Raw genomic sequence first — 25,833 nt, forward strand, 5'->3', positions numbered from 1 at the left:
CCCTGTAGCGTACAGGACCCGGTCCGCTGTAGCCTAACCAACAGCTGTCCAGCTTTTGGGGCGCACTTCAGTGGTTCGGTCAATACATTCATTGCCTGATACACCGTCATCGGGGGCAAGCCCCCTCCCACATTTGATCACCAGCGTTCTTCAGCTTCGGGCAAACACCACGGCCTTTTCGAACTGTTCCTGAGTCGGTCGAATGCCGGTGTACAGGACGAACTGCTCCAGCGCCTGGATCGCAATCACTTCCAGGCCAGTAATCACCCGCTTGCCCTTGGCCCGCCCTCGCACAATCAACGGCGTTTCGGCGGGGATCGCCACCACATCGAACACTGTCTCGGCTTTATCAACGGCATCCGCCTCAAACGCCAACGCGTCCGCCTCGGCCCCGCCGGTCATGCCGATCGGCGTTACGTTAATCAGCATCTGCGGGCGCAACTCGCCAAGGTCGGCTCGCCACTCATACCCCAAGTTCTGCGCCAATTTGCGCCCCGCCGCCTCATTGCGCGCCACGATCACACCATGGGCATAGCCACCGTCACGCAAGGCACTGGCCACGGCCTTGGCCATGCCGCCGCTGCCACGCAGGGCAAAGGTCGAATCCTGCGGCACCCCGTGTTTTTTCAGCAGTTGTTCGATAGCGATGTAGTCGGTGTTGTAGGCCTTGAGGTGGCCGTCGGTGTTGACGATAGTGTTCAGGGAGTCAATGGCTTGAACCGAATCATCCAGTTCGTCCACTAAGGCAATGGCGGCTTCCTTGAACGGCATGGACACCCCGCAACCGCGAATGCCCAGGGCGCGAATACCGCCGATCGCACCGGGCAAATCCTGGCTGCTGAAGGCTTTATAGTAGAAGTTCAAACCCAACTGCTCGTACAGATGGTTATGAAAACGCAGGCCAAAATTCCCAGGGCGCGCCGACAGTGACATGCACAATTGGGTGTCCTTGTTGGGGTGCATCTGCATCGCAAGCTCCTTTAAGTAAGCAAATGGGTACAGACCTTACACAACCTTTACCTAGTGGCTGTGCTGTTTTTCAGAAATACGTTGTCTTAAAAGTATCCCCGCGACAATCCTTGAGTCTATTGATTGCAGACCACAAGCGCAGGGGCTAACCGAGGAATGACCATGATGCGTAAACTCCCCAAGATCGCCCTGCTTATCGGCGCACTCGCTATGGCAGGCCAAGCCTCAGCCCACGGTGGTGGTTGGGGTGGCCCGGCCGTTTTGGGTGCTCTTGTCGGTGCCGCCGTCGTCGGCTCCGTCGTTGCCAGCCAGCCGCGTGAGGTCTATGTGCAGCAGCCGGTGTACGTCCAGCCGCAGCCGGTGTATGCCGCTCCGCCGCCGGTCTACTACGCCCCGCCGCCACCGGTGTATGTGCAGCAACAGGTTTACTACCGTCCGGCGCCCGTCTATTACGGCCCACCACGCGGCTACTACGGCCCTCCCCGCGGTTACTACGGCCCGCCCCATGGCTACTATGGCCGCGGCTGGTAAGCTTGAATTGACACACCTGAACAGGCCTCGCCCACACGCGGGGCTTTTTTTCGGGCGAAAAAGGCTGGATTCGGGAGGCCAATGTCGCTTTGAAGACAACGGCCAAGCAGCAATCCCACATCATTCAGATCGAAAGTCTACTTGCCCGACCGGGGCTCGCGCTGTCATGTTTACGTCACGACACCCCCTCACTCTTAAACCAGTCCACCCCAAAACAACAAGGACGACTGACCATGCCCACACAAAACCCACACCGCACCGCCGGCCTCTGTACGTCCAGCAGGGTCTATAGCGCCCTGACTGAACTCAAGCACCTCGAAGGCCACCGCAGCGCGAAGTTCCTGGCATTGCTTACGGAAAACCTGGTACGCAAGGGCCTGCTCAGCGAGCAGGAAGTCGTGAGCATGCTCGATCAAGTGGTGGATTGACGCCTGGCGTTGATGTCGACTATCGAGCCAGGTGATTTTTCCTGCACGCCTGCACCCCGTAAGGTGACCTCCATAGCGATTGGAGGTATTTATGCCCACTGTTCAGATCATGTCCGTTATCGGTAGCGCCGTCCCCGCGCCCCTTCGCAAGGCCGGCTTGCTTGCCTGCTGGTATGTGGTCCGTGATGGCGAGCCCATCAGCGGCCCGCTCACCTCGTTGTCGGCCGCAGAAAAACAACTGCAACACGAGACCCATGTCCGGCTCCACGCCTGAGAATCAGGGCAGTGGCAGCTTGACCCGTGGCTTGCTTTCGACAAATAGCGCCCAACTGGACATGAACAATGCCGCTACCAGCGGCCCGATCACAAACCCGTTGAGGCCAAATACTGACAAGCCGCCCAGGGTCGAGATCAGAATCAGGTAATCGGGCATCTTGGTGTCCTTGCCCACCAGGATCGGGCGCAGCACGTTATCCACCAGGCCGATCACAAAGACGCCGAACAAGCCCAGCACCACACCCTGCCAGATCGCCCCGCTGAGCAGGAAATACACGGCAACCGGCGCCCATACGATCCCCGCGCCCACGGCCGGCAGCAGCGATAGAAATGCCATCAATACCGCCCAGAGCAACGCACTGGGGATATCCAGGAACCAGAAAATCAAACCGCCCAGCGCTCCTTGGGTCACGGCCACCAGGACGTTGCCCTTGACCGTGGCACGCACCACGCGGTTGAACTTGAGTTGCAGGCGACGCTTTTGCGGTTCGGCCAAGGGCACTGCGGTACGCACCTTGCGCACCAACTCCGGGCCGTCGCGCAGCAGGAAGAACAGCAGGTACAGCATGATGAAAAAGCTCACCAGGAAATCAAACGTGCCCTGGCCAAAGCTGAACGCCTGGGTGGCAAAGAATTGGCTGCCCTGCATCGCGCTCTTGACGATTTTCTCGCGCAAGCCCTCCAGGTTGCCCATGCCGAAGCGATCCAGCAGGTGCTGGAAGTACGGTGGCAGGACGTTCTTGAACTGTTCGATGTAACCGGCCACGTCCAACTTGCCGCTCTCGATGTTCTTGTACAGCGTCGCCCCTTCCTGCACCAACAACGCGCTGGTGATGATCACCGGCAGGATCGCGATGATCAGGCAGGCCGTGAGAGTCGTCAGGGACGTGAGGTTGCGATTCCAGCCAAATTTGAACTGCAGCCGGCGCTGCAAGGGCGCAAAGATGATACCGAGGATGACCGCCCAGAACACCGCGCCGTAGAACGGCAACAGAATCCAGATAAAGGCCATGGTCACCAGGACCAGTAAGAGCAACAGGGTTTTGAATTGCAGGTTGGTCGCGTTCATGTCCGATCCATGTCAAAAAAGCAGGGCGCGTGTGTGCGCCCTGATGCTTAGTCCACTGCGAACCCTGCGAGTGCCATCTTTGTTACAAGCGTAGACCCAGACCAATAGAGCCTTCGCCAGCTTGCACTACCCCGCCGCACTTTTGTCCCAAGTGCCGACCATGCAGCCTACCCTCGTTCCCGAACTGCTCGCCCCCGTCGGTACCCTGAAAAACATGCGCCACGCGCTAGGGGTCGATTGTGTTGAAAAAGTCGGTTTGTCCAGAATGCTCGAATACTGATGGAGGAAAATACCTTTTTTGCACATTGCTACGTGAAATCCGAGTCCTGAACCTTTTACAGATTTCAATCTAAAGTGCGTACTTTTCTGCCGTGGAAACCGAGGCGGGACTCGAAGATCATTACACGTTCAAGACTGCAACGGCGCCATCACTGGGTGCTCGCAGTCCACAACCTAATTAATAAGTGAACCACACTGTTAGTTGCAGTAACGTGGCGATGGAGTCATCACCATTTTGCAGGCCGCCATTCTCCAGCCAGCGATTAGGTTTAAAGAAGCCAATCAGTGGGGAAACTATGATGTTCTCGGTAGCCATCCAATTCACGGAAAGATCAAGTTCCTTGCCTCCCCGGTCCGCACTATTGCGATCAGTCAGTTGAGTGTATACGAAGTACTGAGCATTGAAGGACAGATTATCAGTGGGGTTAATCGATAGGAACACGTCGTTGATTTTGTAATTATTGGTAGTAGGGCCGGCAAAGCCTGACGCGACCTCACCTGGGGCACGCTTACGGTAGCCACCCGGGAAGATCGGATCCCAGTTTTTACTGAAACGCGACTGCCGAAAGCTCAGCATGGGTTTCCAGAAGGCGTCAGCAAAGGTATAGCCCACATCAAAGAACATCCCACTTTCGATGCGACCTTTGTTATTCTGACGGGCAACTTCAAAAGCAAAATCAGCATTTTCAATGCCTAATCTACTTTCGCCACGAATGCTGTAGGCCTTAAGGCTGTCGCGCTCCGCAGTAATGCCCTGGGTCCACTTCTTGTTCACATCGAGACCTTGAACATAGGTGGTGCCGATGGTGCCGAAGTCGGTGGTGTAGTCAAGGTTGGCAACTGCAAATTCAGCTTCACCCTCGACACGGTTATTCGATTTGATCCACATCAGATTACCATGCAGGCCTTCATCGCCACCTAAACGCAGTACGACGGTGTTACCAAATGCCAGTCGCATTCCCAGACTATAAGCGCCGCCGCGATTGAACGAACCGTATGGCAGATTTGGGTCTGGATTATAAGCACTGCCGGGTGAGAAGCCGTCCTCCACGATCATAAAACTGTGAGTTGGGGCCAACTGACGGCCAACGGATAAATCCACGCCGTCTTGACCTAACACAGGAAACATATCACCTGAGCGCCAGCCGACGTAGGCCTCTTCGACCGTGGTTGCACGCTCGTCGCCAGCAGTCGTGCCACCGGGGTCGCCATCCCCAAAAGAGCCTGTACTGATAAGGCTGAAACCACCGTATACCGAGCCTGTAGGTATTTTATCGGTAGCACCGCTAAAGCCATACTTGATAAAACCCTCTTGCCAGTTCATTCGACTTGGGTTTTTTTCCGGATCGGCCAGATAGTTTCTATTGAGGCTATAAAAACCTACCGCGCCCGTCAGATCAGCATTCAGAACGGTTGTACCATCATTCTCACTATATAACTTGTAAGCTTGCGCCTGTTGGCAAAGCGAATAGATCAGCATGGCTGAAGCGAAAGGTATACTTCTTGCTGCGCGCATAGTGCCTGCCTCTTATTATGTTTTTCTGTGGTTCAGCCATGTGCACATTGCTTCAATCCACCCGAGGCGGATTATTTCCGCCAACAAGTGATGGATGGGCATTTTTCAACTGGAAATATTTCAGCCAATCAAGCTAATGTGATATCAGGCTAATTTGATATCCCAAATCGGCACTTATAGCGGCACAGATAAAGTTTTTAGCCCCCCATAATAAAGGCACACAAGATTAGTGCGCGCATCAAGGCGAATGCCCGATAATGGGCAGTAAGTTAGCGTTGGAAATACCGTTCAGATTACCGATATGGAATACCCCGTGTGGGGAGTGCCCTATATCGATCAGGGATGGGCGTTCATGATAAGGATATGCACCGGCATGATGACTCGCGTTAGAGAGTCCGGTCGCTTAGTGGTGGCTGGCTGTGTATGCCTTGCTGTTTATGATGCGTCGAGAACCCTGACGTGATGCATCGGAACCGACTCAACATCGGCGCCGATATGATATGGCCTTCATACCGAAGAAGATTTCAACAGCCCGCAGCACAGAGACTATTTCCACACTCCGATGATTTTACCGTCAGGAAAGCGCATCGCTTGGAGCGCGCCCCCCCTTTTAGTTTCATCTTTCATCGGGGCCAACTGTATATCTACCTTATCGCCGGCCTTCAGCGTGTTCGCCTTCCACCCTTGGCGCATCAGGATGTTGGGGCCGCCGGCCTCAACAGCCCAGCTTTGGGGCTGCCCCTGATTATCCACATCAACGAATACCCAGACATGCGGGTTTCGATATTGAACCTCCGCTACGATGCCGCTGATTTCCACCATTTTACTCATGTCAAAATCCGAGAAGGAATGATGAGCAAACGCAAAAGTCGCGGGCACGCTAATCAGGGCCAAACCAAGAAGTGTAGATTTAATATTCAACTGACGATTCCTTTATTATTATTCGCACTCAGACCAAAGTCCCCGTATCGTGGAGGCGAACTCACTTGCCATCCATCGATTGTTTACTTATTAGTCGAGGGCGGGCTGCTTCGTTCAGGGATATTAGTGACTTCGCGACCGGTTGCCGGATCGATTGTTTCAGTGTTGTTGTCGTCACAGATGTACTCAAGAAACTCCGTTCCCTTCGGTGCGCGCATCAAGATGATCGGATCCAACTTCCATGGTTTGGCCAGTGCCTCTGGATCTTCAACCACGGTATCGACCTGAAGCATCCCATCCCCATTGATGAAGATGCGCTCCTTGATGGTCATGAGTGGACTATGGCCCTTCGCATCTTCAGCTTGGGCAAACTCCCCTAGCGTGGTTTCCTGGCGAACCTGTGTAGTTTCTACAACCAGTACCTTGCCCTCCCAGTGGCCAAGCGAACTCCCGCTGAACGTTGGAGGGACTTCTTCGGGATTGGGGTGAGAGCGTCCATCCAAGTAGATTCTGCGGGTCTCCTTGTAGAGCTCCTGAGACCAGTTAATCTGCTTGGGTGTTTGCAAGATCTCTACGGCGTACAAACTGGACATCATGGTCGGCATGCCGAGTGGCTTGCATGTTGTTTTGAACCCGACACCCAGTTTGGACAATGCCCCATTGCGCTTCTTGAAGCTCTCGAGATAAACGCCCTTATATTCAGGGAGGGTACCGAAGAGCGGTGGCGGTGCCTCGCCAAGTGAGTCGTCACCCTCTGCTCCAGTAGCGCGACTCGATGGATCGAGTCCGGCGCCAGGAGCCACCCAAAGGCCGCTGAGATCAGGAGGCGCGCTCTTTTCAGCAGCGGTGGCCGATAACGCAAAAGTGCTTGCTGTCAGCAACGTTGCGAGTGCTACTGCAACATGCGAAAACTGGATTTTCCTGAAGTTCATAGGCTTTATCTGTGCCTTCAATGGTTTATAAAAGTAGATAGTTCGCGAAATGGCCCCCATCCCTCTTTGTACCAATCCTCTGCATACGGAGTGATCAAGCTTTAACCAATGATAATGAGGGCCAAGGAACATGATTAACCCAAATCGGCATTTCGGATGCTGTTGCAATAAGCGGTCTCCGACGCCATAGGGAAACCTGAAGCAGGCCCACCCTTCCTGGTGGAATACAGCCGCTTATGCCCGAGCAGATGACCTTTGCCGATGCTGCGCTGCACCTGAATGCGCGAGCCTGCCGCGCAACTATGCAAGGCGTGGTCAAAAACGATCAAAGGTTACGAGCGTAGACCCAGATCAATAAAGCCTTCGCCGGCTTGCACTACCCTGCCGCACTTTTGCCCCAAGTGCCGACCATGCCACCTATCCTCGCTCCCGAACTGCTCGCCCCCGCTGGCACCCTGAAAAACATGCGCTACGCCTTCGCCTACGGCGCCGATGCGGTCTATGCCGGCCAGCCGCGCTACAGCCTGCGAGTGCGCAACAATGAATTCGACCACGCCAACCTGGCCCTGGGCATCCAGGAAGCCCACGCGCTGGGCAAGCGTTTCTACGTGGTGGTGAACATCGCGCCGCACAACGCCAAGCTCAAGACCTTCCTCAAGGACCTCGCCCCGGTGATCGCCATGGGCCCGGATGCGCTGATCATGTCCGACCCGGGGCTGATCATGCTGGTGCGCCGGCATTTCCCGATGATGCCGATCCACCTGTCGGTGCAGGCCAACACCGTGAACTGGGCCAGCGTGGAGTTCTGGCAACAGCAGGGCATCTGCCGCGTGATCCTGTCGCGGGAGTTGTCCCTGGAAGAAATCGGCGAAATCCGCCAGCAAGTGCCGGCCATGGAGCTGGAGGTGTTTGTGCACGGTGCGTTGTGCATGGCCTATTCCGGGCGTTGCCTGCTCTCGGGTTATATGAACAAGCGCGACGCCAACCAGGGCACCTGCACCAACGCGTGCCGCTGGAAATACCAGGCCACGCCCGCAGTGGAAAATGCCACCGGCGATATCGTCCAGGAATATCAGCCCGAGCCAACCCTGGGTATCGGCGCACCGACCGACCAGGTGTTCCTGTTGCAAGAAGCCAATCGCCCCGACGAACACATGCCCGCCTTCGAGGACGAACACGGCACCTACATCATGAACGCCAAGGACCTGCGCGCCGTACAGCACGTGGAGCGCCTGACCCATATGGGCGTGCACTCACTGAAGATCGAAGGCCGCACCAAGTCCCACTTCTACTGCGCGCGCACCACCCAGGTGTACCGCCAGGCCATCGACGATGCGGTGGCCGGGCGTGAATTCGACCGTAGCCTGATGACCAACCTGGAGTCCCTGGCCCAGCGCGGCTACACCGAAGGTTTCCTGCGCCGTCATGTCCATGACGAATACCAGAACTACCAGAACGGCAGCTCGGTTTCCGAACGCCAGCAGTTTGTCGGGGAGTTGACCGGCGAGCGCCGTGGCGAGTTGGCCGAGGTCAAGGTGAAAAACCGCTTTGCGGTGGGCAATCACCTGGAACTGATGACCCCCGCCGGCAACTTTCACTTCGACCTGGCCACGTTGCATAACGCCAAGGGCGAGGCTATTGAGGTGGCACCGGGGGATGGACACACAGTGTATGTCCCCCTGCCAGCCGAGATGGATTTGCGCTACGGCCTGTTGATGCGCGACATCGTGTAGCCGCTCAGATCCTGAACTGACCGACCAATTGCCCCAGGCGCTGGCCCAGATCAGCCAGGCTGCGCGACGTCTGGGCGCCCAATTGGGTTTCATCGGCCACGCTGTCCACAGCCACGGCAATCTGATGCACGCTGCGATTGATCTCTTCGGCCACTGCCGTTTGCTCTTCAGCGGCGCTGGCGATCTGCGCGTTCATCGAATTGATGGTGCCGATCAACTGCGCCATGGTGTCGAGTGACGCCCCGGCTTCGTTGGCCTGGGCCGAAGTGCCGTCACCGGCATCGCTGGAGCGGCGCATGGCATCGACAGCGGCCTCGGTGCCTTTTTGCAGGCGGTCGATCATGCCCTGGATTTCCTGGGTGCTGGTCTGGGTACGGCTGGCCAGCGCGCGCACCTCGTCGGCGACTACGGCGAAACCCCGCCCGGCCTCCCCGGCCCGGGCGGCTTCAATGGCGGCATTGAGGGCCAACAGGTTGGTCTGCTCGGCAATCGAGCGGATGACACTCAGTACGCTGACAATCGACGATACATCCTGCTTCAAGCTGTCGAGGGACACGCCGCTGCTGCGGATATCGTTCACCAGCGCATGGATTTGCGCGATGCTGCCGTCCACCACGCGCTTGGCGGCCTGGCCTTCGGCGTCGGTCTGTTGCGCGGCCACGGAGGCACCTTGGGCACTGCGCGCCACTTCTTGCGCAGCGGAAGACATCTGGTTGATCGCCGTGGCCACCTGGTCGGTCTCGTGGCGCTGGCGCTCCATGGCCTGTTCTGAACGCTGGGCCTGCTCGGACACCTGGCTGACCAGGCCGGTGAGTTGCGCGGTCATTTCGGTGATCTGGCGCACCAGGCCGTGGATCTTGTCGACAAACCGATTGAACGCCCCAGCCAGGTCGCCCAGTTCATCCTGGCTGGTGATGGCCAGGCGGCGGGTCAGGTCGCCTTCGCCGGCGGCGATGTCGTCGAGGTTGGCTTTCATCAGGTGCAGTGGACGCAGGATGGTATTGGCCAGCACCACGCCCACGGCGGCGATCACCAGCAACACCACCACGGCCACGCCGAGGATGCTCAGCAATACGCCTTCCATGCGTTTTTCCACCTTGGCCTCGACCACCGCCACCTGGGCTTCAATGCCGTCCAGGTTGACCGACGTGCCGATCACCATGTCCCATTTGGGCAGGTATTCGGTGTAGCCCATCTTGGGTACCAGTTCGGTCTGGCCCGGTTGGGTCGAACTGTATTGCAGGTAGTGGGTGCCATCCTTGCCGACCTTGACCAGGTCGCGGTTGACGTAGACGCCGTTGGGGTCACGGTTGTCCTTGAAGCTCTTGCCCACGCCGTCCGGGCTGTTGCCCTTGAACAGGCGGATGGTCTCGGAGTCGTAGCCAAAGAAGTAACCGTCCTTGCCGTAGCTGGTGCTGGACAGCAGCTTGACCACCTCGGCGCGCGCCGCCGTATCGCCGGGGGCCGCCGCGTCGTAGAGCGGCTTGATGGTGGTCATGGCCACTTCTACATAACTTTTCAGGGTGGCCTTGGCGTCGTTGAGCAGGCGCTGGCGGGTTTCATCCACCTCGTTACGCGCTTGCCCCTGGAGGATCGACACGGTGGTAAGGCTGATCACCAGGGCAAACAAGAGCACCGGCACGACGGCGAGGGACAGGACTTTGGCCTTCAAACTCAGACGCATGGCTTTTCTCTCTTATTAGTGGCGACTTAAAGAGGTTAGCGGCCAATTGAGAAATATCTGTAGGAGCGAGCGTGCTCACGAAAAACCTGAGCACCGCAGGGTGTCAGGTTTGCCGCGTTATCGTTGACGTTCTTCGCGAGCCAGGGCGGTGCAACATGCCGGTCAGAGGATCATGGCGGCCAGCCAGCCAAACGCCAGCAGCGGGATGTTGTAATGCAGAAATGTCGGCACCACGGTGTCCCAGATATGGTGGTGCTGGCCGTCGATATTCAGGCCGGAAGTCGGGCCCAGGGTGGAGTCCGAAGCAGGCGAGCCGGCATCGCCGAGGGCGCCGGCCGTGCCGACGATGCATACTATGGCCAGCGGGCTGAAGCCCAATTGCACGCACAGCGGCACGAAAATCGCCGCCAGGATCGGCACGGTGGAGAACGACGAACCGATCCCCATGGTCACCAGAAGGCCCACCAGCAACATCAACAACGCCCCAACCCCACGGCTATGCCCGATAAACGCCGCCGAGGCTTCCACCAGGGAGCGCACGTCGCCGGTGGCCTTGAGCACTTCGGCAAAACCCGACGAGGCAATCATGATGAAGCCGATCATGGCCATCATCTTCATGCCTTCGGTGAACAAATCGTCGGTCTCGCGCCAGCGCACGATGCCCGACACCGAGAAAATCAGGAACCCCGCCAGGGCGCCGATGATCATCGAATCCAGCCACAGCTGAATAATGAACGCCGAGGCAATCGCCACACCCGCCACCAGCAGGGTCAGCGGGTTGTACTGCACCGCCACTTGCTCGACCCGCTCGATTTTCTCCAGGTCATACACGCGTTTCTTGCGATAGCTGATAAACACCGCCACCAGCAGGCCAACCACCATGCCTAACGCCGGCAGCCCCATGGCATGGGTGACATTGACCTGGCTGATGTCCACGCCGCTCTTGGCCACGTTGGCCAGCAGGATCTGGTTGAGGAAGATATTGCCGAACCCTACCGGCAGGAACATGTACGGCGTGATCAGGCCGAAGGTCATCACACAGGCGATCAGGCGGCGATCCAGTTGCAGCTTGGTCAACACGTAGAGCAGCGGTGGCACCAGCAGTGGGATAAAAGCGATATGGATGGGCAAGATGTTCTGCGAAGCAATTGCTACCCCCCACAACAGGCCGATCAACACCCATTTGACATGACTGCCGCCCGTGGCTTCCTGGCGGTCCACCAACATCAACGCCTTGTCCGCCAGGGCATGGGCCAGGCCGGACTTGGCAATGGCCACCGCAAAAGCGCCGAGCAATGCGTAGGACAACGCCACGGTCGCGCCACCGCCCAGCCCACCATTGAAGGCCTGGAGAGTGGCCTCGATGCCCAGGCCGCCAGTCAGGCCACCCACCAGGGCGCCGACAATGATGGCAATGACCACATGCACGCGGGACAGGCTGAGCACCAGCATGGTGCCGACCGCGGCGATGACTGCGTTAATCATGGTTACCTCAAGACAGAAACATAAAAACAGGCATGCCCACGCGTGCGGCCACGGTAATGGCGGCCAGCATGCAGGCTTCAAGGAGGTCTTATTAGAGGGCGCGCACTTTGCAGCAGGCGGGGCCGCATGTCAAAAAACGACGCCGCTGCGAGATTTAAATTGAACGTTTGAATAAAGAAAAACTTGCAGCGGTCGATACAGGGGTTCTTTGTGTTTTCAGGTTAAGGATGCTCCGCGATGTCCCTCAGACAGCTCTCCATTCAATGGAAAATCACCCTGCTCGCCGGCCTTTGCCTGTTGGGGATCGTGACCCTGCTGGTAGGTCTGTCGCTGTATCGCATGGAGCACAGCTCCGAACAGGTCAAGGTTTCGAGCATGCAGATGCTCGATGAAGCCGCCCAGGCGCGTATCGAGGCGCAAGGGGACGTGCAGGCGCTGGGTATTCGCCAGCAGTTCATGGACGCCTACCAGTACGGCCACGGTTTTTCCCGCCAGGTGCTGTTCCTGCGCGAACAGGCCGAGAAACGCTTCCTCGACGCCTTCGACACCCGCGAAGACCTGACCCGCCAGGTCAAGGCTGCACTGCAGGCCAACCCGGACCTGTTGGGCCTGTCCCTGGTGTTCGAAGCCAATGCGCTGGACGGCAAGGACGAACTGTTCGCCAACCAGGCAGAGCTGGGCAGCAACGACAAGGGCCGGTTCGCCCTGTACTGGTCGCAACCGACGCCGGGCAAACTGACGTCGATGCCGCTGCCCGAAAGCGACATGACCGACACATCCGTCGGCCCAAGCGGTGAAAAAGCCAACGCCTGGTTCACCTGCCCACGCACCACCCTCAAGCCGTGCGTGATCGAACCCTATTTTTATCGGATCGACGGGCAGAACGTGCTGATGACCAGCATCGTCTTCCCGCTGATGGTCAACGGCAAAGTCATCGCCTCGTTGTCGGTGGACATCAACCTCAACAGCCTGCAGAGCATCAGCCAACGGGCCAGCGAGAAGCTGTATGACGGGCAGACCCAGGTCAGCATCCTCAGCCCCACCGGCCTGCTTGCCGGCTATAGCCCGGACGCCAGCAAGCTCAGCCAGCGCCTTGAGCAGGTCGACAGCGCCAACGGCGCACAACTGACCAGCGCCCTGGCCGGCAGTACGCAAATCAGCAGCCTGCGCACCGACCATCGACTGAAGGTCCTGGCGCCGTTCGCGCCGATTCCCGGTGGCAAGTCGTGGGGAGTGTTACTGGATGTGCCGGAAAAAGTCCTGGTGGGGCCGGCAGAAGCACTGAAGGCGCAGATGGATGCCGATAACACCCGCGGCACCCTGCTGGAACTGGGCCTGGGCCTGCTGGCCGCCGTGATCGGCCTGATCCTAGTGTGGCTGATGGCGCGCAGCGTGACCCGACCGATCCTCGGTGTGGCGCACATGCTGGAAGACATCGCCAGCGGCGAAGGCGACCTGACCCGTCGCCTGGCTTATGACAAGCCAGACGAACTGGGCCAACTGGCCGGCTGGTTCAACCGCTTCCTCGACAAGCTGCAACCGATCATTGCCGAGGTCAAACGCTCGGTACAGGACGCCCGTGGCACCGCCGACCAATCCGCCGCGATTGCCAGCCAAACCAGCGCCGGCATGGAACAGCAATACCGCCAGGTCGACCAGGTGGCCACCGCCTCCCATGAAATGAGCGCCACCGCCCAGGACGTCGCCCGCAGCGCGGCCCAGGCGGCCCAAGCGGCGCGGGATGCCGACCAGGCAACCCGCGACGGTCTGACGGTAATCGACCGCACCACCACCAACATCGGGCTCCTGGCCGCGGACATGAGCACGGCCATGACCCAGGTCGAAGGCCTGGCGGCCAACAGCGAGCAGATTGGTTCGGTGCTGGAAGTGATTCGCGGCATTGCCGAGCAAACCAACCTGCTGGCCCTTAACGCTGCCATCGAAGCTGCCCGCGCCGGTGAGGCAGGCCGTGGCTTTGCCGTAGTGGCTGACGAAGTGCGCAACCTGGCGCGACGGACCCAGGAGTCAGTGGAAGAAACCCGCCTGGTGATCGAACAGCTGCAAAGCGGCACCACCGACGTGGTCGGCGCCATGGGCAACAGCTATCGCCAGGCCCAGGGCAGCGTCGAACAAGTGGGCGAAGCGGTCACCGCACTGCGCCAGATCGGCGACGCGGTGACGGTGATCAGCGACATGAACCTGCAAATCGCCAGCGCCGCCGAAGAGCAAAGTGCGGTGGCCGAAGAGATCAATAGCAATGTGGCAACGATCCGCGATGTCACCGAGTCGCTGTCGGAGCAAGCCAATGAATCGGCGCGGGTCAGCCAGGCGCTGAACAGCCTGGCCAACCAGCAGCAGGGGTTGATGGACCAGTTCCGCGTCTGAGGGTCGAAGGCAGTCCAATGTGAGAGGCCCCACACCCTCGTCGACGTGGCGCTGTCTCACAGCCGACTGTGACCTCTAGGGTGAGTGGGCTGGTAAGTGAGCTTGTTGTGGTGAGTGGCCTTGTGGCGAGCGGGCTTGTTGTGGCGAGCGGGCTTGTCCCGCGTTGGGCTGCGCAGCAGCCCCAATAAAGCCACCGCGTTTATCCAGGCATATTAAATCGCCAGGTTTTGGGGCCGCTGCGCAGCCCAACGCGGGACAAGCCCGCTCGCCACAACAAGCCTGCTCACCACAACAAGCCCGCTCCCACATTTTTATCTAAGGTATGTCAGCCATGGCGCTTGGGTAATTCGATCAACGCCTTCAAGCCGCCCAACTCGCTCTCCTGCAACTGCAACACCCCGCCCCACACCTCGACGATATCCCGCACGATCCCGAGGCCCAGGCCATGGCCGTCCGTCTGCTCATCGAGACGTGTACCACGGCTGAACACTTCGTCGCGCTGGGTCTCGGGAATGCCAGGGCCGTCATCCTCCACCGTCAGCAGGTAGCTGTGTGGCGTCTCGCTGACGCTGACGCGCACTTCGGCATCCGCCCATTTGCACGCGTTGTCCAGCAGGTTGCCGAGCAGCTCCAGCAGGTCTTCGCGATCCCACGGCAGTTGCAGGCCCGGGGCGACGTGGTGGCTCAGGTCCAGGTGGTCGCCGTGGATCATGTTCAACGTGGCCAGCAGGCCGGGCAGTTCTTTTTCACAATCAAACAAGGCGCCCGGCAGGGTTTCGCCGGCCAGGCGCGCACGGTTGAGTTCACGATTGAGGCGTTGCTGCACCTGCTCCAACTGGTCACGCAGCAATTTGCGCAACTCGGGGTGGTCCTTGAGCGCCTCGCTGGAGGCCGCACTCAGCAGCACCGCCAACGGGGTTTTCAGTGCATGCCCCAGGTTGCCCAGGGCGTTGCGCGAGCGCTTGAGGCTGTCTTCAGTGTGAGCCAGCAGGTGGTTGATCTGCGCCACCAGCGGCTCCAGTTCCAGCGGCACCTGGGTGTCGAGCTGGGAACGCTGGCCCTGTTGCAATTGGGCGATCTGGTTGCGCGCGGTTTCCAGGGGGCGCAACGCCCGGCGCACGGTGACTCGTTGCAGGATCAGCACCAGCAGCAGCGCCGCCAGCCCCAGCACCAGGCCGATTTGGCGCATCAGTCGGAAGCTTTCGCGCACCGGTGTGTAGTCCTGGGCCACGCTGATCGAAATCGCTTGGCCAAAGCGCTTGTAGTCCGAGCGTAGTACCAGCAGCTGCTGGCCCTCCGGCCCCAGTTGCAGGTTGCCCTTGAGCCCGGTCTCGGGGAGTCGGGGCAGTTCCTGGTCCCACAGTGAGCGGGAGCGCCAGTGAATGTCGGCAAAATCGATACGAAAATAATGCCCGGAGAACGGCCGTTGATACGCCGGCGACAGGCGGTGCTCATCCAACTGCACGCCGTTGGGCCCGCGCACCAGCGCCACCAGCAGGTTCTCGCTGTCGTTACGCAAGCCAGCTTCCAGGTAACGCTGCAAACCGGCCTCGAACAACCACAGGCTGGTTTGCGCGAGTACCACGCCGACGATCACCATCACGCTGATCAGCCCCAGGCTCAGGCGTCGCTGGATCGACTTCATGCAGGGCTGGCGCCAAACCGGTAGCCCTGGCCGCGCCGGGTTTCGATCACGCTGCGCCCCAGCTTGCGGCGCAGATGGTTGACGTGGACTTCCAGCACATTGGAGTCGCGCTCGGTCTCGCCGTCATAAAGATGCTCGGCCAGATGGCTTTTCGACAGGATCTGTTCCGGGTGCAGCATGAAATAACGCAACAGGCGGAATTCAGCGGCGGTCAGCTGGATTTCCTCGCCGTCGCGCAACACACACTGACGGCCCTCGTCCAGATGCAGGCCGGCAGCTTGCAGGGTGGGCTGGTTGGCCTGGCCATGGGAACGGCGCAACAACGCCTGGATGCGCAGGTGCAGTTCTTCAGGGTGAAAGGGTTTGCTCAGGTAATCGTCGGCGCCGGCCTTGAGCCCCTCGATGCGCTCGGCCCAGGAATCCCGGGCGGTGAGCACCAGCACCGGGGTGGCCAGCGCGGCTGCGCGCCATTGCGCCAGCACTTCCAGCCCCGGCAAGCCAGGCAGGCCGAGGTCGAGGATGATCAGGTCATAGGGCTCGCTGCGGCCCTGATACACCGCGTCGCGCCCATCCGCCAGCCAATCGACCGCATAGCCCTGGCGTTGCAGCCCAGCCAGCAGTTCATCGGCCAGGGGTACGTTGTCTTCCACCAGCAGCAGGCGCATCAGTCTTCCTCGTCTTTGATCAGCGCACCGGTCGTGGCGTCGAGTTTAATCTCGCGCACCACGCCTTCGGTGGTCACCAGTTCCACTTCATACGCGTACTGGCCATGTTTTTTCTCAAGTTCCGCCTCCAGCAACCGCGAGCCGGGGTGCCGCGCCATGGCCTGCTGCAACAGTTGCTCCAGCGGCAGGATCACGCCCTGCTGGCGTAGCGCCAAGGCTTCATCCTGGTTGAGGTCACGGGCCGACAGGCTTGAGCAGAATGCCAGGAGCACCAGCACCGCCAAACCCGTGGCACGTCGATATACCTTCATTACGTATCCTGATGATTCTTGAGAACTTGCCCGGTGAGCGCGTCCAATTCAACGTCCCATTCGATACCGTGGGCATCTTCCAGTTCGACTTCATAGATGTACTTGCCATAGGCCTCATCCAGATCGGTGTCCAACAGCGTTGAGCCGGGATGCAGGGCCAGGGCGGTGGCGTCCAGTTGATCAAAGGCGACAATTGTAACAGTGGCGGGCACGGTCAGTGGCTTGTCAGGGTCCACGGCTCCAGCCTGGGTCGCCGTGGACGTGATGATAGCGGCGGCGACCAGAGCTGTGAGGCGCTTCATGATAAGTCTCCGTTACACGATGTTTTCCTACGCAAGTCACGGTAACGGCTGCAACTTAACTGAAACTGAATTGCCACCATGGCAATTACGAGTATGCGCAAACGCGGTCACAAAGATTTCGCCAGCATCGTGTGTATCCAGGATTCACGCGTTATCGTTGACGTTTTCGCGAGCAACCTCGCCCCTGAACTTGCCTCAACAGAGACCGGTATGACAGCCATCCATATCAAGTTTCCCGCCCTGACGCTCAAGGCCGGTAAACGTGCGTTCACCCGCATTCGCGAACAGGGCCTGCAGCCGGCCGACGTCGGCACCCTCCCCGGCGCGGCCGGCGGCCCTAAAGCCTTGGGCATCCAGGGCCTGGACCTGGCCCTGTTCGGCGACTGGCTGCCCCGCGCGCCCCGGGAACGCGCGCTGATCGGCGCGTCGATCGGCTCCTGGCGCTTTGCCAGTGCCTGCCTGCCCGACCCGGTGCAAGGCTTGCTCGACCTCGGCCGACTGTACAACGAACAACGCTTTGCCAAGGGCGTCACCATGGCCGACGTCAGCCAGAGCTGCCAGCGTATGCTCGATGACCTGCTGGCCGGACGTGATGCCCAGGTGCTGGACACCCCCAACTATCGATTGAACATCATGGTCGTCAAGAGCCACGGCCTGCTCGCCGATGACCATCGCGGGCGTCTTGGCCTCGGCCTGTCGTCGGTGATTGCCGACAACCTGCGTAGCCGCGCGCGGCTGTCGCGGCATTTCGAACGACTGATCGTCCACGACCCCCGCCAGGCGCCGCCAGTGCATCCGTTGAAGGATTTTCCGTCGCGCTTCCTCACCCTGGACCTGGGCAACCTGCGCCAGGCGCTGCTGGCCTCCGGCTCGATCCCCATGGTGATGCAAGGCGTGCGCGACCTGCCCGGAGCGGGTGCCGGCACCTACCGCGACGGCGGCCTGCTGGACTATCACCTGGACCTGCCCTACCACGGCGACGACATCGTGCTGTACCCGCACTTCACCGACCGGGTCATCCCCGGCTGGTTCGACAAGGGCCTGCCGTGGCGGCGCAGCAACCCACAAGGCTTGCAGGATGTGTTGCTGCTGGCGCCGTCCAAGGACTACCTGGCCCGCTTGCCCCACGGCAAACTGCCGGATCGCAGCGATTTCAAGCGCTTCATGGGGGATGACCCGAGTCGTAACCGGTACTGGCAGACCGCGATGAGCGAGAGTCAGCGATTGGGCGATGAGTTTCTGGCATTGGCCGATAACGGTGGATTAGGCGAGCGCTTGCAAGCCCTTTGACCCAACGCCTTTCTCCTGGAGGAGCGAGCCTGTTCGCGCCTGCAGAGGGACGGTATGCGCGACGTGTGATGTAGCTGTTAAACTCGCCGCCTGCCAGAAACCTGACCGAGCCGAAAAATACTGTGGAAATCTTCAAGGAATTTACATTCGAGTCCGCCCACCGCCTGCCCCATGTACCGGAAGGCCACAAGTGCGGGCGCCTGCATGGGCATTCGTTCAAGGTGGCGATCCACCTGAGCGGCGACCTGGACCCTCATACAGGCTGGATTCGCGACTTCTCGGAGATCAAGGCGATTTTCAAGCCGCTCTACGAACGCCTCGACCACAACTACCTGAACGACATCCCGGGCCTCGAAAACCCGACCAGCGAAGTACTGGCCAAGTGGATCTGGGCCGAACTCAAACCCCTGCTGCCGGAGCTCAGCGCCATTCGCATCCATGAGACCTGCACCAGCGGCTGCATCTATCGCGGTGAATAAACCCATGCGGTACAAAACACCCTGGCGGTAATGCCAGTCAGCCAAGGAAGAACACGGTCACTGTGGCGAGGGCGTTTGCCCCTTCGCCACAGGTTAGCGGTGATCCGCTCTATCCCTTGCTTGACCCGCATCACCCTTGCGGTGTTTTTTTATGCCCGGTATTACAGGCTTGGACCTGCCCCTGTTCAGTCACCCACGAGGTTCGTATGGAAAACATCTGGCTGGCCCAGGCCAAACGCTTGCAGGCACTGGCTTCCACCGGGCTGCATTTTTGCACCGACGATTTCGAGCGCGAGCGTCTGGAAGAAATTGCCGAAATTGCCCATAGCATGCTCGCACAACTGGGCAATGTGCCGCTGGAGCGCATCACCGGGTTGGTGAGCGATTTTGCCCAGCGCTATTCCACGCCGATGATCGATGTGCGCGGCGCGGTGATCGAGGGTGACAAGATCCTGCTGGTGCGCGAGTTGACCGATGGTTGCTGGGCCCTGCCAGGGGGCTACGCCGATATCGGCTTGTCGGCGGCAGAAAACATCATCAAGGAAATTCGCGAGGAAGCCGGGCTGACCGTGACCGCACGCGCGCTGTACAGCGTGACGCACAAGGCCAAGGGGTTGTACCGGCCGGATGTGCGGGACTTCTACAAGCTGTATTTCCTCTGTGAGCGGGTCGACCAACTGGCACCCGCGGCGGGTTTTGAAACCACCGAGGTGGGTTTTTTCGCCCTGGACAACCTGCCGCCACTGTCCCGTGGCCGCACCATTGAAAGTGATCTGGAAGCGGCGTTTGCCTTTCATCGCGGCGAGACCACCCAGACCCTGTTCGACTGATCCAATTTGTATCACCGCTGCACCGCTTTCGTGCCCGATTGGGCACACAGAACACTCCTGCCCGCGCGCGCCCCCCTGATTGGCTATAAATACTGTGCACACTGCACAACGCCCGCCATGCGTCCTTCACTGCGGCGAATGTGGCACGCGCGGTGCAATAGGCCTGCGTCACTCATTCAGGGAGCAAGGCACATGACGCAGCAAGATCCAGGCAACGATTACCCCCTCAGCGAAGTCCCCATGCATGCGCGCAAGGGGCTGGCGTCGACCGCCATGGTGCTGCTGGGTTTCACGTTTTTTACCGCAACCATGTTTGCCGGCGGCAAGCTGGGGGTGGCCTTCAGTTTCATCGACATGCTCGGCGTCGTGGCCTTGGGTAACCTGCTGTTGGGCATCTACGCCGCCGGCCTGGGTTACATCGCCTTCAAGAGTGGGCTGAATTCAGTGCTGATGGGACGCTTCTGTTTTGGCGAAGTGGGCAGCAAGCTCAGTGACTTGATCCTCGGTTTCACCCAGATCGGCTGGTATGCCTGGGGCACCGCCACGGCCGCCGTGGTGCTGGGCAAATACTTCGAGCTGAGCCAGGGCAGTGTGCTGGCGCTGATGGTGCTGTTTGGCCTGGTGTTCTGCGCCACGGCCTATGTGGGCTATCGAGGGTTGGAGATTCTGTCGTACATCGCGGTGCCGGCCATGGGCATTCTGCTGTTTCTGTCGATGTGGGTGGCGACCGTCAAGGTCGGCGGGCTGGACGGCCTGCTGGCGGTGGTGCCGAGCGGTACGCTGGACTTGTCCACGGCGATCACCCTGGTGTTCGGCACCTTTGTCAGCGGCGCGACCCAGGCCACCAACTGGACACGGTTTTCCCGCTCGGCCAAGGTCGCGGTACTGGCCAGCCTGATCGGCTTCTTTGTCGGCAATGGCCTGATGGTATTGATCGGCGCCTATGGGGCCATCGTCTATCAGCAACCGGATGTGGTGGAAGTCTTGCTGCTGCAAGGTTTTGCCATGGCGGCGATGGCCATGCTGTTGCTCAACATCTGGAGCACCCAGGACAACACCATCTATAACTTCGCCGTCGCCGGTTGCAACCTGCTGCGCACCCGACGCCGCAAGACCGTGACCCTCGCCGGTGCGGTGATCGGCACCCTGCTCGCCCTGCTGGGCATGTACGACCTGCTGGTGCCTTACCTGATCCTGCTCGGCACGGTGATCCCGCCCATCGGCGGCGTGATCATGGCGGACTTCTTCTATCGCTATCGCGGCCAGTACCCGCGCCTGGCAGAGGCGCGCCTGCCCGCGTTCAACTGGCCGGGCCTGGTGGCGTACGCCGTGGGTACGTTGCTGGCATTCAACTCACCCTGGGTCGCGCCGCTGGTGGGGATTGTGGCGGCGTCGCTGACCTACGTGGTGCTCACCGCCGTCCTGCGTGTGCGCACGCCATTGGCTGACGCCCAGGCATGAGCCTGACCCTTGCCGATGTGCTGGCCCTACCGGGCCTGGAGTCCATGCGCCTGCGCGCCGGCTCGGCCGGCCTGGATAACGTGGTGCGCTGGCCGTATGTGGCCGAAAACACTGGGATCGCCGAATGGGTGCTCGGCGGTGAACTGGTGTTCGTCACCGGTATCAACCACCCCCGGGATGAGGCCAACCTCCTGCAACTGCTGGACGAAGCCTGTCAGCGCCAAGTGGCCGGGTTGGTGATCCTGACCGGCCCCGCCTATATCCAGGTGATCCCCCAGCGCTTGCTGGACGCCGCCGAAGCCGCTGGCCTGCCCCTGATCGAGCAGCCCTACTCGTTGAAAATGGTGTTGGTGACCCAGGCGATCGGCTCGGCGCTGATCCAGTCCGAACAACTGGGGCGTTCGCGGCACGATGTGCTGGAACGCTTGCTGGCCGGCGACTTTCAATCCCTGGACCTCCTGCTGCACCGCGCCGCCCAACTGGGCCTGTCGCTGGCAGGGCATTGGCAAGTGGTGCAATTACAGCTGGAGGGCAGCGACGCATTGTTTACCCAGGGCGATGCCGGGCACATGGAAGCGCAGTTGGCTCGGCAACACGAAAGCATTACTCGGCGCCTGCGTCAGTATTCGGCGTCGATACCCGTCCTCGGGAGGGCCGGGCAATGGACGTTGTTGCTGCCGGCCGCGGATGCCGTTGCCGCCTTGGCCAACCGCGAGCAGTTGGCCAGTTGGTTGAAGCCATTGAACCTGCGCCTGGCGCCCCTGAAAGTGTTTATCGGCCTGAGCGCCGCCGCCCACCCGCCTGCGCGCCTGGCCCTGGCACAGGAGGAAGCACGCCAGGCGTTGACCGCCGCGCGACGCTTCAGCGAGCGCGCCGGGCTGTGCGTGTACGACGAACTGGGCGTGCTGAAACTGCTCAGCGGTGTTCGTGATCGCGCGCTGCTCGATCAGTTTCTCAATGAGCGCCTGGGCCCGTTACTGCGCCATGACCGGCATCATGGCCCAAGCCTGATGCCGACCCTGGAAGCCTGGTTTCATGAGAATGGTAACCTTGTGGCCGCCGCCCAGCGCCTGGCCGTTCACCGTAATACCCTGACGCACCGTGTCCAGCGCATCGAAGCCCTGTGCGGGCTGACGCTGGATAATTCATACGACCGCCTGGACATCGGTATCGCCCTGATGATCTGGCGGCTGTCTGCCTGATTGTTTTAGCCAAGAGGAACTTGCCCATGCACATCATCAACGCCCGCCTGCGCCACCGTGAAGGCCTGCATGATCTGCACCTGGAACATGGCCGGATCGCCAGTATCACTGCGCAAACGGGGTCGCCAACTGCAGGGCCCGACGACCTGGACGCTGCCGGTAACCTGGTGACGCCACCGTTCGTCGAACCGCATATTCACCTCGACGCCACCCTGACTGCCGGAGAGCCGCGCTGGAACATGAGCGGCACCCTGTTCGAAGGCATCGAGTGCTGGGGCGAGCGCAAGGCCACCATCACCGAGGAAGACACCCGCACGCGCGCCAAGAAAACCATCCAGGCCCTCGCCGCCCATGGCATCCAGCATGTTCGCACCCATGTCGACGTCACCGACCCGGACCTCACGGCGCTCAAGGCCATGCTGCAAGTGCGTGAAGAAAGCACGCACCTGATCGACCTGCAAATCGTCGCCTTTCCCCAGGAGGGCATCGAGTCCTACCGCAATGGTCGCGAACTGATGGAAGAAGCCATTCGCCTGGGCGCCGACGTGATCGGTGGCATCCCGCACTTCGAATACACCCGTGACCAAGGGGTGAGTTCGGTGAAGTTCCTCATGGACCTGGCCGAACGTACCGGCTGCCTGGTGGACGTGCACTGCGACGAAACCGACGACCCACACTCGCGCTTCCTTGAAGTCCTCGCCGAGGAAGCCCGCAGCCGTGACATGGGTGCCCGCGTCACTGCCAGCCACACCACGGCCATGGGATCCTATGACAACGCCTACTGCGCCAAACTGTTTCGCCTGCTGGGGCATTCCGGGATCAGCTTCGTCTCCTGCCCCACCGAAAGCATTCACCTGCAAGGCCGCTTCGACAGTTTCCCGAAACGCCGTGGCGTCACCCGCGTCAACGAACTGCTCGAAGCCGGCATGAACGTGTGCTTCGGCCAGGACTCCATCGTCGATCCCTGGTACCCGTTGGGCAACGGCAACATCCTGCGCGTGCTGGAAGCCGGCCTGCACATTTGCCATATGCTCGGCTACCGTAACCTGCAAAGTGCCCTGGACCTGGTCACCGACAACAGCGCCAAAGCCATGGCCCTGGGCGAGCGCTACGGCCTGGAGCCTGGGCGGCCGGCCAACCTGTTGATCCTGTCGGCCGACAGCGATTATGAGGTGATTCGCAGCCAGGGCCTGCCGCTGTATTCGATCCGCCATGGCAAGGTGTTGATGAAGCGGCGGCCGGCGCAGGTCGAGTTCCTGTAAAGAGTGGGCTAAACGATCGAGTCGATATCCAGCGAGTGCACCCTCCCCCGGTCACCATGAACGGGGGACGGGACACTCGCTACCGGCGAACGCTCACGGTTTTCTCGGTGGCTGAACCAACGCTTGAGACTCGGTTGCAGGCTGGCGGAGTGACTATGACTGCCATACACGTCACGGACCTCGAGACGGCGCCAGCGCAGGCTGTGCAGCCGCTCGCGGCTGGTGTTCAAGCGGTCGATTTCGGCATTGAGAGCCTGATTGTGCTCATGGGCCTGGCCACGCTGGTTCGGCGGACGCCGCTGCTCAAGCTCGCGGTTCTTGTCGCGCAATTGTTGGCGCATGGTCTCCAGCGCATGGTCGAGCAACGCGTATTCCCTCGGTGTGACCAAAGGCCCCTGGCTCTCCAGGGTGTGCTGCCAGCGGCGCAGCGTGGCCCAGGCGGCGGGGATGTAGCTGGCGGTCATGAAATGCTGGTCGGCCTGGAACAGCTGTTTGAGCAAGTTGTCGCGGTCGGGCATATCGCCGTGCAGTTGCAACGCACGATTGCAGGCGGCCTCCTGGATGGACTCACAACCGGGTTTCCACAACACCGACGCCTGCGTGCCATCCTCCAATGTGATCGGCATGAAGTGCTGCTGTTCGCCATGATGTTGGTAGGGATTGCCACCAACCCGCACCAGGCCAGCGGCGAACAACAGGCCCCCGGGCGTAGGGGCACTGAATAACGTCACGGCGCCGGGGATCCAGAGTTTGGCGGTAGTGTTCATCCAGGGCGCGGGAACACTGGGGACGGGATCGTTATGGTTGACGATGCGGTGGTGGACCAGGGCTGAGGCACCGTCGGTGAATTTGGAATCGGCGGCGCGGGGGGCGCCGTAGGTGTAGAGGAGGACATCGTAGTTGACCTCCGGCACACGGCGCAGTCCTTCCGAAAGCAGCAACGCGATAGCGCCGCCCAGGCTGTGACCACATATAACGATTCGTTGTCCTTCGTAAAACTGGTCGAGATAGCGCAATACAAAATCACGCATTGCCCGGTAAGCCAGATAAAACCCCTCGTGCACCTTGCCTACACCGTCGGCGAAAACAACCTGATGGGCGTTGGCGTCACGTAGTACATCGGTATGACTGTAGGTACCTCGCACAGCGATCAAGATCACCTCATCGTGATGCGTGATAAAAGCCTGGGTGTCAGTACCAAACGCCTCATCATCAAAAAAGTGCATGCGTGCCGGGTGTTCCTGATCGTCCTTCAGTTCCGGACGGTTTTGTGGATACAACTCAGGATCAAAGGGCAAGATCTCGAAGCGCTTGGAGTAAGGCACATCCTCATAAACAGGATAAAAACGCTGTGCCTGTTCGGGATCAATTCGCCAGGCTTCTCGGTACCCAGACAACTTGTCGGCAAATAGATTTCCAACAGAGGGATCGAACGGGAACTTGACTTGATCAACTGGCCGTTCAGCAGGGTGTTGACCAAAATCGCAATAACTCAGCGCAGACATCAGCGCCAACTGGTAAAGGTTCAAGGCACAAAACCGGTCATCGATGGAAAGCAGCGGACGCAAGGCCCGCAATGGCCGAACCTCCAATACACTATGTTGATTGGGGAACAGTACGATACCCGACAGCGTCGGCTGAGGCGGACCAAATCCCAGATCAGCCATCATTTTCAGCGCGTGGGGCTGTGGGCGGCAGGCCGTAGATACCACCGCCGGTAAATGAGCGATATGACGAACCAAGTCACTCACTTCAACCTGATAAAACCTATCCGCTTGTTGCCGCGCTGGATTGCCATCAATGCGCCGACCATCAGCGTTGGAAAAGTGTGATTGCTCGGCCCGAGTTTGAAGTTCAGTGATAGGCAGCTTGTAGGTCAGGCGCTTGCTCAGCCGAGCGTAGGGTTCTTCTGTTCCAGAATATCGTTCATCTAACAGGAGAATCACCGGACCACAGTAGAAGTCCTGCAGTTTTGCGAATCCCTCACCGTCCAATCTGCCTTCGTATTGGCACCCTGTACTGTCGTAGGCCGTGAATGAAAGGCCGCCGTATGCCTTCCCACTACCCGCTTCATCTACCAGACAAAAACTCACCCAATGTCCTCGCATTGAGCAAGCCAGCATCTTGTCATTGAAAAAAGGTTGCTTCCATGCGTCCAGCTTCATCAATACTCTCCTT

At 59.9% G+C, this 25,833-nt stretch carries 22 protein-coding genes and 2 pseudogenes; 12 read left to right on the forward strand and 12 right to left on the reverse strand.

Features of this window, described 5'->3' with window-relative positions; genetic code table 11:
* Positions 1-150: 150 nt before the first annotated feature.
* Complete coding sequence (locus AC1Q6I_RS25390; protein WP_102624333.1) at positions 151-969, reverse strand: shikimate 5-dehydrogenase; 819 nt, start codon at positions 967-969, stop codon at positions 151-153.
* A 156-nt stretch (positions 970-1,125) separates the two neighbouring features.
* On the opposite strand from AC1Q6I_RS25390, the gene AC1Q6I_RS25395 reads away from it, so the two are divergent.
* The 3 genes from AC1Q6I_RS25395 (at position 1,126) to AC1Q6I_RS25405 (ending at position 2,202) form a co-directional block, all read left to right on the forward strand.
* Entirely contained in the window at positions 1,126-1,500 is a 375-nt protein-coding gene (locus AC1Q6I_RS25395; protein ID WP_041160888.1) for a hypothetical protein, read from the forward strand.
* Between the two features lie 233 nt (positions 1,501-1,733).
* Positions 1,734-1,928, forward strand: coding sequence for a hypothetical protein (locus AC1Q6I_RS25400; RefSeq protein ID WP_024074474.1), 195 nt, complete (start codon positions 1,734-1,736; stop codon positions 1,926-1,928).
* Between the two features lie 91 nt (positions 1,929-2,019).
* Complete coding sequence (locus tag AC1Q6I_RS25405) at positions 2,020-2,202, forward strand: hypothetical protein (RefSeq protein WP_102624332.1); 183 nt, start codon at positions 2,020-2,022, stop codon at positions 2,200-2,202.
* Between the two features lie 3 nt (positions 2,203-2,205).
* Here AC1Q6I_RS25405 and AC1Q6I_RS25410 read toward each other — a convergent pair whose 3' ends face one another.
* From AC1Q6I_RS25410 to AC1Q6I_RS25425, 4 genes are all read right to left on the reverse strand, one after another.
* Complete coding sequence (locus tag AC1Q6I_RS25410; protein ID WP_024074472.1) at positions 2,206-3,273, reverse strand: AI-2E family transporter; 1,068 nt, start codon at positions 3,271-3,273, stop codon at positions 2,206-2,208.
* A 457-nt stretch (positions 3,274-3,730) separates the two neighbouring features.
* On the reverse strand, positions 3,731-5,068 hold the full coding sequence (locus AC1Q6I_RS25415; protein ID WP_102624331.1) for an alginate export family protein: 1,338 nt from the start codon (positions 5,066-5,068) through the stop codon (positions 3,731-3,733).
* A gap of 546 nt (positions 5,069-5,614) precedes the next feature.
* A complete protein-coding gene (locus tag AC1Q6I_RS25420) occupies positions 5,615-5,989 on the reverse strand; it encodes a DUF6152 family protein (RefSeq protein ID WP_069075646.1) in 375 nt (124 codons plus the stop codon).
* Positions 5,990-6,072: 83 nt separating this feature from the next.
* Positions 6,073-6,921, reverse strand: coding sequence for a hypothetical protein (locus tag AC1Q6I_RS25425; protein ID WP_146015762.1), 849 nt, complete (start codon positions 6,919-6,921; stop codon positions 6,073-6,075).
* A gap of 410 nt (positions 6,922-7,331) precedes the next feature.
* On the opposite strand from AC1Q6I_RS25425, the gene trhP reads away from it, so the two are divergent.
* Positions 7,332-8,654 (forward strand): prephenate-dependent tRNA uridine(34) hydroxylase TrhP, encoded by a 1,323-nt coding sequence (gene trhP / locus AC1Q6I_RS25430; protein WP_069075644.1) that lies wholly within the window; start codon positions 7,332-7,334, stop codon positions 8,652-8,654.
* A 4-nt stretch (positions 8,655-8,658) separates the two neighbouring features.
* Here the strand turns inward: trhP and ctpM are convergent, their stop codons facing one another.
* Both ctpM and AC1Q6I_RS25440 read right to left on the reverse strand, forming a co-directional pair.
* Positions 8,659-10,338, reverse strand: a complete 1,680-nt coding sequence (gene ctpM / locus AC1Q6I_RS25435) for a methyl-accepting chemotaxis protein CtpM (RefSeq protein ID WP_024074470.1) — start codon at positions 10,336-10,338, stop codon at positions 8,659-8,661.
* Between the two features lie 162 nt (positions 10,339-10,500).
* Entirely contained in the window at positions 10,501-11,820 is a 1,320-nt protein-coding gene (locus AC1Q6I_RS25440) for a Na+/H+ antiporter family protein (protein WP_162163605.1), read from the reverse strand.
* A 459-nt stretch (positions 11,821-12,279) separates the two neighbouring features.
* On the opposite strand from AC1Q6I_RS25440, the pseudogene AC1Q6I_RS25445 reads away from it, so the two are divergent.
* Both AC1Q6I_RS25445 and AC1Q6I_RS25450 read left to right on the forward strand, forming a co-directional pair.
* Positions 12,280-13,350 (forward strand): annotated as a pseudogene (locus tag AC1Q6I_RS25445) (cache domain-containing protein); the annotation flags it as partial.
* Between the two features lie 348 nt (positions 13,351-13,698).
* Positions 13,699-14,208 (forward strand): annotated as a pseudogene (locus tag AC1Q6I_RS25450) (methyl-accepting chemotaxis protein); the annotation flags it as partial.
* 325 nt (positions 14,209-14,533) lie between these two features.
* Here AC1Q6I_RS25450 and AC1Q6I_RS25455 read toward each other — a convergent pair.
* The 4 genes from AC1Q6I_RS25455 to AC1Q6I_RS25470 are packed head-to-tail and all read right to left on the reverse strand — an operon-like array spanning position 14,534 to position 17,131.
* Positions 14,534-15,853: a sensor histidine kinase gene (locus tag AC1Q6I_RS25455; RefSeq protein WP_024074467.1), complete on the reverse strand. Its 1,320-nt coding sequence runs from the start codon at positions 15,851-15,853 to the stop codon at positions 14,534-14,536.
* Positions 15,850-16,518 carry a response regulator transcription factor gene (locus tag AC1Q6I_RS25460; RefSeq protein WP_069075642.1) on the reverse strand — a complete coding sequence of 223 codons (669 nt, stop codon included), beginning with the start codon at positions 16,516-16,518 and terminating at the stop codon, positions 15,850-15,852. Before AC1Q6I_RS25460 ends, AC1Q6I_RS25455 begins: the two co-directional genes overlap by 4 nt.
* Entirely contained in the window at positions 16,518-16,829 is a 312-nt protein-coding gene (locus AC1Q6I_RS25465) for a PepSY domain-containing protein (RefSeq protein ID WP_024074465.1), read from the reverse strand. The genes AC1Q6I_RS25460 and AC1Q6I_RS25465 overlap by 1 nt, the downstream gene beginning before the upstream one ends.
* Positions 16,829-17,131 (reverse strand): PepSY domain-containing protein, encoded by a 303-nt coding sequence (locus tag AC1Q6I_RS25470; RefSeq protein ID WP_024074464.1) that lies wholly within the window; start codon positions 17,129-17,131, stop codon positions 16,829-16,831. The genes AC1Q6I_RS25465 and AC1Q6I_RS25470 overlap by 1 nt, the downstream gene beginning before the upstream one ends.
* A 210-nt stretch (positions 17,132-17,341) precedes the next feature.
* On the opposite strand from AC1Q6I_RS25470, the gene AC1Q6I_RS25475 reads away from it, so the two are divergent.
* From AC1Q6I_RS25475 to codA, 6 genes are all read left to right on the forward strand, one after another.
* A complete protein-coding gene (locus AC1Q6I_RS25475; RefSeq protein WP_102624336.1) occupies positions 17,342-18,421 on the forward strand; it encodes a patatin-like phospholipase domain-containing protein in 1,080 nt (359 codons plus the stop codon).
* Between the two features lie 122 nt (positions 18,422-18,543).
* Positions 18,544-18,900 carry a 6-carboxytetrahydropterin synthase QueD gene (gene queD, locus AC1Q6I_RS25480; RefSeq protein ID WP_048729689.1) on the forward strand — a complete coding sequence of 119 codons (357 nt, stop codon included), beginning with the start codon at positions 18,544-18,546 and terminating at the stop codon, positions 18,898-18,900.
* Positions 18,901-19,106: 206 nt separating this feature from the next.
* Positions 19,107-19,730, forward strand: coding sequence for an NUDIX hydrolase (locus tag AC1Q6I_RS25485; protein ID WP_024074461.1), 624 nt, complete (start codon positions 19,107-19,109; stop codon positions 19,728-19,730).
* A gap of 192 nt (positions 19,731-19,922) precedes the next feature.
* Positions 19,923-21,191 carry a cytosine permease gene (gene codB, locus AC1Q6I_RS25490; RefSeq protein WP_024074460.1) on the forward strand — a complete coding sequence of 423 codons (1,269 nt, stop codon included), beginning with the start codon at positions 19,923-19,925 and terminating at the stop codon, positions 21,189-21,191.
* A complete protein-coding gene (locus AC1Q6I_RS25495; protein ID WP_024074459.1) occupies positions 21,188-22,393 on the forward strand; it encodes a PucR family transcriptional regulator in 1,206 nt (401 codons plus the stop codon). The genes codB and AC1Q6I_RS25495 overlap by 4 nt, the downstream gene beginning before the upstream one ends.
* Positions 22,394-22,419: 26 nt before the next feature.
* On the forward strand, positions 22,420-23,655 hold the full coding sequence (codA, locus tag AC1Q6I_RS25500; RefSeq protein WP_024074458.1) for a cytosine deaminase: 1,236 nt from the start codon (positions 22,420-22,422) through the stop codon (positions 23,653-23,655).
* A gap of 8 nt (positions 23,656-23,663) precedes the next feature.
* On the opposite strand, the gene AC1Q6I_RS25505 is transcribed toward codA, so the two are convergent.
* Entirely contained in the window at positions 23,664-25,820 is a 2,157-nt protein-coding gene (locus AC1Q6I_RS25505) for a lipase family protein (protein ID WP_102624329.1), read from the reverse strand.
* Between the last annotated feature and the right edge of the window lie 13 nt (positions 25,821-25,833).

It is taken from the genome of Pseudomonas sp. MPR-R2A5, from assembly GCF_058793055.1.

What these genes read in the sequence shown, in the direction of transcription:
- AC1Q6I_RS25390 (WP_102624333.1), bottom strand. Translation starts at nt 969, where the DNA reads ATGCAGATGCACCCCAACAAGGACACCCAATTGTGCATGTCACTGTCG.
- AC1Q6I_RS25395 (WP_041160888.1), top strand. Translation starts at nt 1,126, where the DNA reads ATGACCATGATGCGTAAACTCCCCAAGATCGCCCTGCTTATCGGCGCA.
- AC1Q6I_RS25400 (WP_024074474.1), top strand. Translation starts at nt 1,734, where the DNA reads ATGCCCACACAAAACCCACACCGCACCGCCGGCCTCTGTACGTCCAGC.
- AC1Q6I_RS25405 (WP_102624332.1), top strand. Translation starts at nt 2,020, where the DNA reads ATGCCCACTGTTCAGATCATGTCCGTTATCGGTAGCGCCGTCCCCGCG.
- AC1Q6I_RS25410 (WP_024074472.1), bottom strand. Translation starts at nt 3,273, where the DNA reads ATGAACGCGACCAACCTGCAATTCAAAACCCTGTTGCTCTTACTGGTC.
- AC1Q6I_RS25415 (WP_102624331.1), bottom strand. Translation starts at nt 5,068, where the DNA reads ATGCGCGCAGCAAGAAGTATACCTTTCGCTTCAGCCATGCTGATCTAT.
- AC1Q6I_RS25425 (WP_146015762.1), bottom strand. Translation starts at nt 6,921, where the DNA reads ATGAACTTCAGGAAAATCCAGTTTTCGCATGTTGCAGTAGCACTCGCA.
- trhP (WP_069075644.1), top strand. Translation starts at nt 7,332, where the DNA reads ATGCCACCTATCCTCGCTCCCGAACTGCTCGCCCCCGCTGGCACCCTG.
- ctpM (WP_024074470.1), bottom strand. Translation starts at nt 10,338, where the DNA reads ATGCGTCTGAGTTTGAAGGCCAAAGTCCTGTCCCTCGCCGTCGTGCCG.
- AC1Q6I_RS25455 (WP_024074467.1), bottom strand. Translation starts at nt 15,853, where the DNA reads ATGAAGTCGATCCAGCGACGCCTGAGCCTGGGGCTGATCAGCGTGATG.
- AC1Q6I_RS25460 (WP_069075642.1), bottom strand. Translation starts at nt 16,518, where the DNA reads ATGCGCCTGCTGCTGGTGGAAGACAACGTACCCCTGGCCGATGAACTG.
- AC1Q6I_RS25465 (WP_024074465.1), bottom strand. Translation starts at nt 16,829, where the DNA reads ATGAAGGTATATCGACGTGCCACGGGTTTGGCGGTGCTGGTGCTCCTG.
- AC1Q6I_RS25470 (WP_024074464.1), bottom strand. Translation starts at nt 17,131, where the DNA reads ATGAAGCGCCTCACAGCTCTGGTCGCCGCCGCTATCATCACGTCCACG.
- AC1Q6I_RS25475 (WP_102624336.1), top strand. Translation starts at nt 17,342, where the DNA reads ATGACAGCCATCCATATCAAGTTTCCCGCCCTGACGCTCAAGGCCGGT.
- AC1Q6I_RS25485 (WP_024074461.1), top strand. Translation starts at nt 19,107, where the DNA reads ATGGAAAACATCTGGCTGGCCCAGGCCAAACGCTTGCAGGCACTGGCT.
- codB (WP_024074460.1), top strand. Translation starts at nt 19,923, where the DNA reads ATGACGCAGCAAGATCCAGGCAACGATTACCCCCTCAGCGAAGTCCCC.
- AC1Q6I_RS25495 (WP_024074459.1), top strand. Translation starts at nt 21,188, where the DNA reads ATGAGCCTGACCCTTGCCGATGTGCTGGCCCTACCGGGCCTGGAGTCC.
- codA (WP_024074458.1), top strand. Translation starts at nt 22,420, where the DNA reads ATGCACATCATCAACGCCCGCCTGCGCCACCGTGAAGGCCTGCATGAT.
- AC1Q6I_RS25505 (WP_102624329.1), bottom strand. Translation starts at nt 25,820, where the DNA reads ATGAAGCTGGACGCATGGAAGCAACCTTTTTTCAATGACAAGATGCTG.